The sequence below is a fragment of the Desulfoprunum sp. genome (genome assembly GCF_053613775.1).
This window is the reverse complement of sequence record NZ_JBSHXH010000004.1, coordinates 1,525,815-1,538,112: the sequence shown is the minus strand read 5'-3', so window position 1 is coordinate 1,538,112 and position 12,298 is coordinate 1,525,815. Positions and strand designations below refer to the sequence as shown.

The window sequence follows — 12,298 nt, the reverse complement described above, 5'->3', positions numbered from 1 at the left end:
AGGGTTCAATCAGCATTGATTGAATGTGTGCTGATCAGGTTGGCACGGATGATGGACCCGAAGGAAAGCGGGAGAAATAATACTAACCAGAACCTCAGTTTCCGCAGATTATTTTGCCCTTGCTCAAATCAATCCGATCTGGTCGAAACTTCCGCAGACTTCGCAGCTGTTTGTCGAGACTGGAACGGAGCGAAATTCAGATCTTTGAAAGAACACCGTGACAAGGTGCAGGCCCATAACGATTTCCCAACAATTAAGGGTGCAGATCCATTGGTTTCCACAAAGATGACGGTAGATGATGCTCGATTGCTCAGGGAACTTTTTCGTCGTCTTTGGAGTATATTAGCAGCGGCCAATAGCATTCTCAGAGAATATGCCCTAATTGAGCCTCAACCGTGGCGGCTTGGAATTTTTTCATATCTGAGTGCTGGGGCTTATCTGGAAAAAATTTTAGCAAACCCTCAAGATCTAAACGAAGACTTTGCCAAATCTGAATTTTATGGAATCGGGCGTGAGATCGTGGGGATTCTGGATTAAGGAAGATACCGCATTTGCTTCAGTAGGATAGAAGGTGAATATATGACTTTAAAACCCTGGCGCGAAATCGTTGTCCCTCATCCCGATGTACTGGAAGGCACCTTTCAGCAATCAGAGTTTGCCGCTGATATCACTGCAGTCCGCAATGGGCAGGCAACGCGCGAGTATCAGGACGCAGCTGCTTTCTTCCAGCGTACCTTCATAACAGAGGGGATGAGGCGGTTGCTGATTCAGGTGACACAGCGATTGAACGGCAAGGGAGGTGAGCCGGTAATTCAGCTTCAGACTGCCTTTGGCGGCGGCAAGACTCACACCATGCTGGCGGTGTATCATCTGGCCACTCGTAGTTGTCCCTTGAGTGAGATGCCGGGTATCCCGGCTTTGATCGACCAAGCCGGGCTCATGGATGCGCCTCAGGCCTCAGTTGCCGTTCTGGACGGTCATGAGCACGCCCCCGGCCAACCTTGGTGGCACGGTACGCAGACCGTAAAAACCCTGTGGGGCGAACTGGCTTGGCAGCTTGGTCGTGAAGAGGCCTTTGCTCTGGTGCGAGAGGCAGACAACACCGGCACCTCCCCCGGAAAGGAGGTGTTGAAGGCATTGCTGGAGCGCTACGCGCCTTGCGTGGTGTTGATCGATGAACTTGTTGCTTATATTCGCCAGTTTCCAGAGGGGCAGGTGCTCTCCGGCGGCAGCTTCGATAGCAATTTATCCTTTCTTCAGGCCCTGACCGAGGCGGTAAAACTGGTGCCCAACGCCATTGTATTGGGCTCCCTGCCGGAATCTGAAGTGGAATCAGGCAGTCAACGCGGGATTTCAACCCTGCGGGCGTTGGAAAAGACCTTTGGCAGGGTGCAGGCCTTGTGGAAACCGGTAGCCACTGAGGAGGCCTTCGAGATTGTCAGACGGCGTCTCTTTGATGAAGTCCGGGACGGCAAGGCCCGTGAGACTGTCTGCCGTGCTTTTGCGGATTCCTATCTGAGTGAAGGGGAGAGGCTCCCAGGTGAAACTCAGGAGAGTCGTTACTTTGACCGCCTGTTGCAGGCCTACCCTATCCACCCGGAAGTTTTTGATCGTCTGTATGAAGATTGGACCACCATTGATGGCTTCCAGCGCACCCGAGGCGTCTTGAAGCTGATGGCCAATGTGATCTACCGGCTGTGGAAGGATGATAACAAGGATCTGATGATCCTGCCCGGTAGTCTGCCATTGTACGATGGCGCCAGTCGCAATGAATTGACCTATCACCTTGGGCCGGGCTGGGACCCGGTCGTGGAAAAGGATATCGATGGAGAACGGGCTGAGACCACGGAGCTGGAAAACAAGGAACCGCGTTTCGGGGCAGTCAATGCCGCACGGCGAGTGGCCCGGACTATTTTTTTAGGGAGCGCGCCTTCATCGGTGGCAACCAAGGCAGGTATCCGTGGACTTGACCGCGGCAGGATACTTTTGGGCTGTCTGCAGCCTGGCCAGACCTCATCGATCTATGCCGACGCACTTGGCCGCCTGGCAGACCGGTTACATTACCTGAACAGCTCCGGCGACAAGACCCAGGATACAACTCGGTTCTGGTTTGACACCCGGGCTAATCTGCGCCGGGAGATGGAGGAGAGGAAGAATCGCTTTGACGAACGGAGTGATGTGCGTACCAAGCTGGCTACTGTCATGAAGAGGCTCACTTCCGGCATCGCTTTCTTTGACGGTATCCACATCTTCACACCCCATGCCGACGTCCCGGACGATTCTGCCCTGCGGCTGGTGATCCTTGATATTGAACATTTCTTCCTCCGCCAGGAGATGCGTCTGGCCGTAGATGAGGTATTGGATTTCGTGCGGAACAACGGCGCAAAACCACGTTATCGCGGCAATCGCCTTCTTTTCCTGGCACCGGACCAAGGTTCTGCAGGGCGACTGAAGGATGCTATCAGGGTTGCGCTTGCCTGGAGTTCCATTGTTGATGATGTGAAAGAAGGACGGCTGAACATCGATCTCCTGCAGAAGAAACAGGCAGAAAAAGAGTTGCAGGGTGCCGAGGAGGTTCTTCCTCGGGTGGCTCGTGAGTGCTATAAGTGGCTGCTATGCCCTAGTCAACATACACCCAGTGACCCAAAAATTGAGGTTGAATTCTTTCCCCTCAATACGGGAGGCTCAGGGCTGGGGAGTGAAATCGAGAGGGTGTGCGTAGACAATGAACTGGTGATCAATATCTGGTCGCCGGTGCATCTGCGGGAGTCGTTACAAACCTTATATTGGAAAACTGACCGGTCAGCTGTAAGTGCAATAACGTTCTGGGAAGATACATTGCGGTATATCTACCTCCCCCGACTTAAAGCTCGTGAGGTTCTGGCCCAGGCCATCATCAAGGGAGCAGGCAGTCGTGATTTTTTCGGCACCGCCTATGGCAGCCATGAGGACACCTTTACAGGTTTTTCACTGGGTAATGCCAATGTGCAACTGGATGACACCTTGCTTTTAATTGAGCCAGGAGCTGCAAAGATCTATGAAGAGGCAAATCGGCCTAAACCTATAGTACCGGCTCCTAACGATACAGGGCAATGCATGACAGCTGAACTTGGTTCGGCAGTGCCACTCCAAACAGGTATCTCAACGCCAGTGGCAACTCCTGCTATACCTGTACAATCAGTTGTGCCCAAATCGACATCATTTCATGGCATGGCTGAGATCCCTGCGGCGACTGCCAAAATGCGCCTACTTCAAGTGGCCGAAGAGATCATTACAGTCCTCGTTGCTGACCCCAATGCCACAATCAAAGTGAGTTTGGAGATTGAGGTGGAGTTCCCAAGCGGGGCCTCTGACCAAGTTAAAAGAGCGGTATCAGAAAACTCCCGTACCCTTGGGCTTAAAATTGCCGAATGGGATTGATTTTGCATTCGGCAGAACTGTCCGCAGTATTATTGGGTCGAGCCCTCAAATTTGAGAACGGCGCCTCGATCTTCTCGATCGTATGCGCAGCCAAGCCCTATTCAGGTGTCGTATTTCCAACTGCAGGTGTCAATACTGATCGATGCGCGGGGGGCCATATAATGGACAATCAGAGGATTTGGGGGTGAGGCAAAAGGGGGCAGGATTACAACGAGCGAATTAGATCGAAGACGGCGAAGTATCGTTCAACCTTTTCCATATCATTCTGGGACCATATCAATCAGCTGCCAGAACCCATACTGTATTTATGCCCCCCCAAAAGCCGACACTGTTGACCGAGAAATGGGTGCAGGCCAGGACACCGGCGTTCAAGGCATGGTTCGGAGACTGGGAAAATGAAGAAATTGACGGCGGAAGAGAAAAAGATTCTGGACGAGAAGATCAGGAGGCATCTCGGATGCCTGCCGGAGCTGACACCGGAGCAATTGGCGATGCTCGACAAGTATGGCGACTTCGTCCAGAAACCGGAGAACCAAGAATCTTCTTCCACGGATCAAGAAACGGCATAGCAGCATTCCGGAGAAGCCACAGATGAGCAATCTCAAAGAGATGGAAGAATTCTTCAACGAGTTCTTGAGAAAATACGAGAGCGGCGAGATCCCGAAAGAAGAGTGGGAGACCCAGCCACCGGCAGAATTACACCTGTTCAGGCGGCGGAGGATGGTGCCTGTGCCGCCCAATCTCTTGCAACAGTTTTCGGAAAGCGAGTCGTCTTCATCCGCAACGACAGCGACCTCGAAGACACGGATCCTGTTTGCTCCCCCTAAAGGGTGAGCAAAGATCGGCGGAATGGTGCGGGTTGACTGTCACGTCTACCCCGATGCCTGAAAGCACATCGCCACGTTGAGGGGGGCTGATAGTTACACCTTCAGTTACCCCCGCAACCATCCATGAGTAGTCCCGGGATACCCCACCTTGTCCGCAAGTTCTCACCCCCCCCTTAGGGGTGCGTACCGGGGTGCGAACCAAAGTGCGGACCAAAGGGTGCAAACTTCGCTGTGAACCAAATCAAGCGGCCTCATTGGTGCGCACCTCACTGCGCACCAACTCAAAAATGAGGGCAATAAGGTGCGGACATCGCTGAAGACAATCCTGTTGCCGGGTTGGTGGTGCGGCGGGAATTTATGTTCTCGGGCTGTATCGTCATTTCGGCGCTATGACGATGAAAAAGATGTGAACATTTTTCCAACCCCTGGCGATGGATGCACCCACGCACCCGATGTACCTTGTATTCGACCAACCCAAAACTGGTCCCGTTGACAGCTACGATCTCTTTTTCACAGCTCTTTGGTGGATACCCGAGTGGATACCAGCTTTCGCCTCTTTGGGAGAATTTAATAAAATCAACACGTTCGACAACTCCATCAAATTGAGGAAGTTAAAAATCACCTTGGGCAGAAGGCCGACCGGGTGAACGAATCGTTCATCCCTTCAGGCAAGAAGTCACCACGGCCACACCGAGGCCCAGCCTTCACCCTGCCGACGATACAGAGACCGTCACCCTCGATCTATCATCGATGAACCGGGACCACCGGCAAAGAGAAAGGCCCCAGTAGCGGAGCAGAGGACCCCGGCCACAGGACGCGGGGATTGACGATTGACGGCAGGACGGGTCGGGCAGAACGATCTACCCGGCCTTTTCTGGTTCTGGCGAGCAAAATTTATCGCCTGGCGACCACGATTGAATTACCCGCCAATGGCGGGGAATTTGATTCCCCAAAATCGGGGAGTCCTCGACCACCCGGAAACCGGGGCGAGTCCAACAACCACCAATGGTGGAAGTTAATGGGCCGAATTTTCGGCTTGGCTCAGTTTTGAGCGGAGCAATTTTACGTTGGTTGGCTCCGCAGATTTACGGAGTCCTCCTGGCCCAAGCTTAACGCATCCGCTCCATGTAGCCGTTATAACCGCTCCATCGTAACCGGTAACTATTGGTATTTCTGCGTGATAATTGTTAGGGTCACTTTGTAGTGCCATAATATTATTCAAGGGGATTGACTTTTGCCCCCGGATATGGCTATGCTGTGGCCATGTATATTCGACAAACCAAAACCAGCAGCAGCCCGACCGGGGAAACCTACAGCACCTTCCGCCTGGTCGCCTCGGTACGGACCGGCGGCAAGGTGCGGCAACAGACCCTGCTCAATCTGGGCAAAAATTTCGATCTTGCCAAGGAGCTCTGGCCGCAACTCTGTACCAGAATCGAACAGATTCTGGCCGGTCAGCTGAGCCTGATCCCCGGAGCCCCTGCGGTAGAGAAGCTGGCGCAGCGCTACGCCGCCCGCCTGGTCATGAGCGGCCCGAAGGAGGAGAGGGGCGAGGTCCGGGAGACCGTCGATTATCAGGAGGTCGACATTGATTCCCTGGAACTGGTCCGTCCCCGCTCCATCGGCGTGGAGCATGCCGGGCTGGCGGCTTTGGCGGAGCTTCAGTTGCCGCGGATCCTGGCGGAGGTCGGTTTGAACGGGGTGCAGCAGGCGGCCACGCTCGGCAGTATCATCGGCCGGATGGCCGAGCCGGGGAGCGAGCTGGCGACCTATGCCTGGCTGACCGGACAGAGCGGGCTGGGGGAATTGCTCGATGTCGACTACGAGGCGATGCCGTTGATACGGCTGTATCGAACCTCGGATCTGCTGGTCCGACACCGCCAGGCCATCGAAGCACGGTTGTTCTCCCGGATCAGTGACCTGTTTTCGCTGCCGGCCACGGTAACGCTGTATGATCTGACCAATACCTATTTCGAGGGGGCGATGGCCGGTAACGGCAAGGCCAGACGGGGCCATTCCAAGGAAAAACGGTCCGATTGTCCGCTGGTGACCCTCGGCCTGGTCCTCGATGGCAGTGGGTTTGTTCGGCGCTCGCGGATGTTCGAGGGCAACGCCATCGAGGCCGCCACCCTCGAACAGATGCTGACCGGGCTGGCGGCCCCGGCAGGGGCCCTGGTAATCATGGACCGGGGGATAGCCACCGAGGCCAATATTGCCTGGCTGACGGGCCAGCACTATCGCTATCTGGTGGTCAGCCGCGAGAGAAAACGGCAATTCGCCGCCGAGCAGGCGATCGCGGTGACTACGGCTGCAAAGAATACGGTGCGGATTCAACGGGTCTTGAGCGAGGATGGTACCGAGTTGCGCCTCTACTGCCACTCCGGCCAGCGAGAGAACAAGGAAACCGCGATAACGCAGCGGTTCAGCGAGCGATTCGAGCGCGGCCTGGCAAAGCTTGCCGCCGCCCTGCAAACCCCGCGCGGCGACAAACGTCGCGACAAAATCCTGCAGCGACTCGGCCGGCTGCAGGAGAAGAGCCACGGCATCGCCCAGCATTACCGGATCGAACTGACGCCGGATGCCGCCGGCGACAAGATCGTGGCCTTGAACTGGGAAAAGCAGCCGGTTGCCGGGACGATGGTGACCCACCCCGGGGTCTACTGCCTGCGCACCAACGAGTTGAGCTGGGATGAGGACACCCTGTGGCGCACCTATACCATGCTCACCGATCTGGAGGCGGTCTTCCGCAGCCTCAAGTCGGAGTTGGGTCTGCGGCCGATCTACCATCACCGGGAGGATCGGGCGGAGGGGCACCTGTTCATCACCGTCCTGGCCTATCAGGCGGTACAGGCGCTGCGTCGCCGCCTGAAGGATCAAGGCTTCCAGGAGAGCTGGTCGACCCTGCGACGGATCTTTGCAGGACAGCGCCGGATCACTGCGACCTTCAGACAGAAGGACGGTAGAACGCTGCATGTCCGCAAGACCACCGTCGCCGAACCGAAACTGCAACAGCTCTACGAAGCGCTGGGCCTCTCAGCCTCTCCGGTTGGCGTCAGGAAGATGGTGGTGTGAGGTCAACGACGTGGATGTAGTGCCACTGGGAAATTTTCTGCCGACTATCTGGCTGTTTTGGCGAGAGAAATAATTCCTGGTGTTAAACATGGGTTGGCGCAATCACTGAATCAAGATTTGGATTGAGTGCCCCCAATTTTGGGGCGACATCGACTTTCACCATTGGTGGATGTTAACGGGCCGGATTTTCGGCGCGATGCCGCTGACAGCGGAAGACCAATTCCAGACTGAACGGAGTGGATTGCAATGAAAATAAGCAAGATATGGCTGGTTCCCTTCTCCCCGACCGGGAGCTCGAGAAAGGTAATCACCGCCATCGCTGCGGCGATGACGGGTATTCCGAGTGAAGAATGCGATCTGACCTATGCCGCCGGGGTCGGGCGGCGGCGCTTCGGGCCGGACGAGCTGGTCATTATCGGGGTGCCGGTGTATGCGGGCCGGGTGGCGCCGCTGGCCGTCGAGCGACTGCAAACCCTGCAGGGCGACCGTACCCCGGCGGTCATCGTCGCCACCTATGGCAACCGCGATTTCGAAGACGCCCTGGTCGAGCTGCGGGATATCGCCCGCCAGGCGTCCTTCGTACCGCTGGCCGCCGGCGCCTTCATCGGCGAACATTCCTTTTCCGGCGCAGAGACCCCGATCGCGGCGGGCCGGCCGGATGGCCCGGATCTGGCCATCGCCGAGGCGTTCGGGGCGAGAATCGGGGCGCGACTGGCAGCGCTGGAGACCCTGGATGCCGCCTGCTGTCCGGATCTGCCCGGCAACGTCCCCTATCGGGAAGGGGCGCCGCCGTTGCCGCTTACACCGGCGCTGGTCGAGGCGGCCTGCACCAAGTGTGGAATCTGCCTCACCGTCTGTCCCAACGAGGCGATCACGCTGCAGGAAAAAATCGCAATCGACGTCGAGCGCTGCATCTTCTGCTGCGCCTGCATCAAATCGTGCCCGGAGGAGGCCCTGGTCATCGACGCCGCTCCCGTCCGGCAGGTACGGCAGTGGCTCCATGAGCATTGCACGGCGCGGCGGGAACCGCAACTGTATCTCTGACGATCGCCGGTTTTGCCCCGGGTGGCCGGAGTCGGGGAAAAGCGGCTATTCCGCGGTCGTGCCGCCTGCCGCCAGGATCTCCGGGCAGCGGGCGAGCAGCTGCTCCATGTCTTGGAACTGATCCAGCAGGGGCAGCAGCCGTTGCTGCAGGCTGCGGTCCGCCGGCGATGACGGCGATTGCCGGCGCCAGGCGGGGAGCGCCCTCTTGCCTGCACGGAAGAGATCGTCGAGACCCATCCGCCCAGCACGTTGACCTTCCCGGTCGCGGCAGACCGCCGTCAATTCCTGGTGCCATTGCCGCAACGACAGGGGCAGGGGCATCGGGTCCCGGCCTCCGGCCGACTCCCGTTCCTCCGTCGGTGCCGCCGGTTCGGCCTGCAGGTCGCTCTCTGCCGGCGGGGGAGGCGCGGCCTCGGGTCGGGGGACAGCCGGGGCCGGGGCGGCACTTTTCAACGCCGGCGAGGATGGTTCCACGGCATTCCGGTCCATGGTCCCCGTTGCGGTCTTCCGGTCACTGGCGCTCGGGATCTGCTCCGATCGGGTCGCCTTGTCGGCCTGCCGGGACCGGGACGGGGCTTCGGTGGTGCCCTCGGCCTGATCGCTGGCGGCGGGGGCCGTTGCCGATTTCTGCTGCATCGTCGCAACCGGCACCGGCTCGCCGTCGATCCGGTAGCCGAAGGGGTTGATGTCGAGGAACAGGCCGACGCAGATCACCGCCGCCATCGCCGACACCAGGGCGGCGAGGTTGGCCGGTTTCAGATAGAAGGGGATCTTCTCCGCCCGCCGTTGCCGCCGCCCGCTATCCAGCCGCAGTTCCATCAAAACCAGCCATTCCCCGTAGCAGCGCCGGCAGAGACTGATATGGCGCAGCGCCTCCTGCTTTTCTTCAGCGGTGCAGTACCCGGACACAAAGGCGGCCATCGCCTCCGGGTTCAGGCATTCGCCCGCCCCCGCCTTCGTTTCCGTTGCCAGTCCCAGCAAAGCTGTTCTTTTCCGGGCTGCCGATTTTTCGGCAATCTGATCTTCGGCCATGGCGCTCACGCAACAGCAAGGGTTGGAAGTTTATATTTCATTGGCGGCCCCGACATCGCATTGTGTCCCATCTTCGGCCTCAGTCAAGCAGTTCCCGCAATTCGGCGGCGAGTCCGGCCTGCTCCAGCCCCTGCCGCAACCGGGCAAGGAGCCGGCGCAGGCGGCCGTGCACCTGGTGCCGGTTGAGGTCGAGGAGTTCGCCGGCCCTGGTGACACTGAGATTGTCCCGATAGCACAGCTGCAGCAGCAGCCGTTCCTCGGCGCTGAGTTCGAGGCGCAGGCGGCGCAGCGCGGTATGGGTACGGTTACGCCGCGCTGTATCGCTGCGGTCGAACACCCCGGAAAAGAGGGTCTCGAGGAAACAGTCCCGGTCGTCGTCCTCGAAGCGATTGAAGGCACTGTGATCCTGACGGCAGTCGTCGGCCTCGGCGATGTCGACCTCGAGGGCCTGGTGGGCGCGGCAGTCGATGATCCGGTCGAGGATGGTCCAGGCCGCCGTCTCGATCTCGTCCCGGTCGGGGAGTTCCTGCCGCTGGGCGACGAGTTCGACCGCCGCGTTCAGGTCCAGCCGTTCGAGGCAGAGCAGGCGGAAGAGCAGGGCATGGATGCCGCCCAGGGCGCGGATCCACAGCGGCGGCCGCCTGCGGCCGAACCGGCGGCGGGCGAAGTCTTCCATAAGGCGCCAGGACAGCGAGGCGAGATAGATGGCGAAGGGGCCCGGCCCGGCATGATCCCTGACCCGCTGCCAGTTGTCCTTCTCCAGGGCGTCGAGGACATGGAGTACGGCCTCCCCGGCCAGGGCCGGGCTGGTGAAGCGCCGCGTCGCGAGGCGGCTGATCGTGCCGAGTTCGGCTAACACCCTGTCCTTGTCCTGCATGCCGATGGTCTCTGGGGCGATGGTCTCTGGGGCGATGGTCGATGGTATGACGGCCGTGCCGTCGGATGCGCTGAAGATACTCATAGAAACGTATTTTTGCGACACATTCGACCATCGGGTCCGTCAGGGTAGGAAGGGACGGCGCGATCGCGGTCCCATCAACCTTAACCATAACGGAGGAAAGAGGATGAAGAGAGGAAAATGGCATCTGCTGCTGGCCGTACTCTGCCTGCTTGCCGGCTGCATCCGGCAGACTGAGCCCCAGACCGATGCGACCCCGGGTCGGCCACCGGCGGAACAGGGACGGGTTGTGGCCGGGGACCAGGGCCAAGAGCGGCGTCGGAGAGCGATCGTTGCCGGCAGCCGGGAGGAAAAGGCGGCCGTCCCGGCGGCACCGGCGGCGCCGGGCCGCCCGGTCCTGCCGATGAGGACGGGCATGGCATCGCCGATGGTGGCCGCCGATCAGGTCCTGTATCAGCCGCCGCCGATGACCACCGAGTCTTATTCCCCGAACAGGGAAAGCGGTTTTGTCGCCGTCGGCAACGACCCGCTGTCGACGTTTTCGATCGACGTCGATACTGCCTCGTACAGCAATATCCGGCGGTTCATCGGCCAGGGCAGCCTGCCGCCGGCCGGATCCGTCCGCATCGAGGAGATGATCAACTACTTTGACTACGACTATCCGCAGCCCGACCAGGGGCCGTTGTCGCTGACCCTCGAAGGCGGCCCCTGTCCCTGGCAGCCGCAACGCCGTCTGGTCCGTATCGGTCTGCAGGCGAAAGACATCGATAAAAAGAACCTGCCGCCGTCGAACCTGGTCTTCCTCATCGACGTCTCCGGCTCGATGAGCGCCCCCGACAAGCTGCCGCTGCTGCAGCGGGCGATGGCCCTGCTGGTCGACCAGCTCGACGGCCGCGACCGGGTGGCGATCGTCGCCTATGCCGGCTGCGACCGGTTGGTGCTGCCGCCGACCGCGGGGAGTGACAGAAAGACGTTGCTGGCGGCGATCGATACCCTCGAATCGGGGGGATCGACCCATGCCTCGCAGGGCATCGTCACCGCCTATGAGCTGGCCCGCCAGACCTTCATGCCCGGCGGCAACAACCGGGTGATTCTGGCCTCGGACGGCGATTTCAACGTCGGCCTGACCAGCCGCGGTGACCTCGAGAAACTGATCGAAAGGGAGCGGCAGTCGGGGGTCTACCTGACCCTGCTCGGGTTCGGCGAGGGCAACTACCACGACGACACGATGGAGATCCTCGCCGACCGCGGCAACGGCAACTACGCCTATATCGACTCGCTGCTCGAGGCCAGAAAGGTGCTGGTGAGGGAGATGAGCGGGACGATGTTCGCCCTGGCCGGCGACGTCAAGGTCCAGGTCGAGTTCAACCCGGCGCGGGTTGCCGCCTACCGGCTGATCGGCTACGAGAATCGGGCCCTGGCCGACGAGGAGTTCAACGACGACCGCAAGGATGCCGGGGAGATCGGGGTCGGCCACCGGGTGACCGCCCTTTACGAGGTCGTCCCTGCCGGCGGCGAGGTTCCGGTGTCGGTCGATCCGCTCAGGTACCAGCAGCCGGCGCGGACGGCCGGAGCCGGTGACGAACTGCTGACGGTCAAGGTCCGTTACAAACCGCTGCAGCAGACGGTCTCGACCACGATCGAGCGGAGCCTCGGCCGGGAGACGAAAAGCCTGACGGAGGTGAGCGCCGATTTCCGTTTCGCCGCGGCGGTGGCCGCCTTCGGCATGCGGCTCGGCGATTCCGAATATCTCAACGGCTATTCCTACGACGATATCATCACCCTGGCGCGGGGGGCCAGGGGTGAGGACCGCGACGGCTGGCGGGCGGAGTTCGTCAAACTGGTGGAGATGAGCGAGATGCTGGCGAACTGAGCGGGACGGCGGCATTCTGGCCGGAAAGATGCCGGAGTGCGGGGGCGGGATCATCCCTGTTGTCGGGACCGGCCAAATCGGCTAGGCTGGTGACTGTGGAGAAGAGCCGAGGACCGGGGAAGCCGCAGCCTC

9 protein-coding genes are annotated in these 12,298 nt (G+C 59.7%); 7 read left to right on the top strand and 2 right to left on the bottom strand.

Annotated features, from left to right (window positions below; genetic code table 11):
• The first annotated feature begins 48 nt into the window (after positions 1–48).
• The 6 genes from ACWGKN_RS10960 to ACWGKN_RS10935 all read left to right on the top strand — a co-directional run bounded on the left by ACWGKN_RS10960 (position 49) and on the right by ACWGKN_RS10935 (position 8,363).
• Positions 49–537: a hypothetical protein gene (locus ACWGKN_RS10960; protein ID WP_452095195.1), complete on the top strand. Its 489-nt coding sequence runs from the start codon at positions 49–51 to the stop codon at positions 535–537.
• Positions 538–579: 42 nt separating this feature from the next.
• The gene (locus ACWGKN_RS10955) at positions 580–3,420 is read left to right on the top strand and encodes an ATP-binding protein (protein WP_452095194.1); all 2,841 of its coding nucleotides are present in this window, start codon (positions 580–582) and stop codon (positions 3,418–3,420) included.
• A 395-nt stretch (positions 3,421–3,815) separates the two neighbouring features.
• Positions 3,816–3,989, top strand: a complete 174-nt coding sequence (locus ACWGKN_RS10950; RefSeq protein WP_452095193.1) for a hypothetical protein — start codon at positions 3,816–3,818, stop codon at positions 3,987–3,989.
• A gap of 22 nt (positions 3,990–4,011) precedes the next feature.
• Entirely contained in the window at positions 4,012–4,254 is a 243-nt protein-coding gene (locus ACWGKN_RS10945; RefSeq protein WP_452095192.1) for a hypothetical protein, read from the top strand.
• Between the two features lie 1,256 nt (positions 4,255–5,510).
• Entirely contained in the window at positions 5,511–7,319 is a 1,809-nt protein-coding gene (locus tag ACWGKN_RS10940) for an IS1634 family transposase (RefSeq protein WP_424254120.1), read from the top strand.
• 246 nt (positions 7,320–7,565) lie between these two features.
• Positions 7,566–8,363: a 4Fe-4S binding protein gene (locus ACWGKN_RS10935; RefSeq protein ID WP_452095191.1), complete on the top strand. Its 798-nt coding sequence runs from the start codon at positions 7,566–7,568 to the stop codon at positions 8,361–8,363.
• Positions 8,364–8,408: 45 nt separating this feature from the next.
• On the opposite strand, the gene ACWGKN_RS10930 is transcribed toward ACWGKN_RS10935, so the two are convergent.
• Both ACWGKN_RS10930 and ACWGKN_RS10925 read right to left on the bottom strand, forming a co-directional pair.
• Positions 8,409–9,395 (bottom strand): hypothetical protein, encoded by a 987-nt coding sequence (locus ACWGKN_RS10930; protein WP_452095190.1) that lies wholly within the window; start codon positions 9,393–9,395, stop codon positions 8,409–8,411.
• Positions 9,396–9,474: 79 nt separating this feature from the next.
• The gene (locus ACWGKN_RS10925; RefSeq protein ID WP_452095189.1) at positions 9,475–10,356 is read right to left on the bottom strand and encodes a hypothetical protein; all 882 of its coding nucleotides are present in this window, start codon (positions 10,354–10,356) and stop codon (positions 9,475–9,477) included.
• A gap of 103 nt (positions 10,357–10,459) precedes the next feature.
• Here ACWGKN_RS10925 and ACWGKN_RS10920 point away from each other — a divergent pair, with 103 nt between their 5' ends.
• The gene (locus ACWGKN_RS10920) at positions 10,460–12,166 is read left to right on the top strand and encodes a vWA domain-containing protein (protein WP_452095188.1); all 1,707 of its coding nucleotides are present in this window, start codon (positions 10,460–10,462) and stop codon (positions 12,164–12,166) included.
• Positions 12,167–12,298 lie beyond the last annotated feature (132 nt).

Excerpts from the sequence above, each read along its gene's own strand:
- ACWGKN_RS10945 (WP_452095192.1), top strand. The coding sequence starts at position 4,012 with ATGAGCAATCTCAAAGAGATGGAAGAATTCTTCAACGAGTTCTTGAGA.
- ACWGKN_RS10935 (WP_452095191.1), top strand. The coding sequence starts at position 7,566 with ATGAAAATAAGCAAGATATGGCTGGTTCCCTTCTCCCCGACCGGGAGC.
- ACWGKN_RS10940 (WP_424254120.1), top strand. The coding sequence starts at position 5,511 with ATGTATATTCGACAAACCAAAACCAGCAGCAGCCCGACCGGGGAAACC.
- ACWGKN_RS10930 (WP_452095190.1), bottom strand. The coding sequence starts at position 9,395 with ATGGCCGAAGATCAGATTGCCGAAAAATCGGCAGCCCGGAAAAGAACA.
- ACWGKN_RS10925 (WP_452095189.1), bottom strand. The coding sequence starts at position 10,356 with ATGAGTATCTTCAGCGCATCCGACGGCACGGCCGTCATACCATCGACC.
- ACWGKN_RS10950 (WP_452095193.1), top strand. The coding sequence starts at position 3,816 with ATGAAGAAATTGACGGCGGAAGAGAAAAAGATTCTGGACGAGAAGATC.
- ACWGKN_RS10955 (WP_452095194.1), top strand. The coding sequence starts at position 580 with ATGACTTTAAAACCCTGGCGCGAAATCGTTGTCCCTCATCCCGATGTA.
- ACWGKN_RS10920 (WP_452095188.1), top strand. The coding sequence starts at position 10,460 with ATGAAGAGAGGAAAATGGCATCTGCTGCTGGCCGTACTCTGCCTGCTT.
- ACWGKN_RS10960 (WP_452095195.1), top strand. The coding sequence starts at position 49 with ATGATGGACCCGAAGGAAAGCGGGAGAAATAATACTAACCAGAACCTC.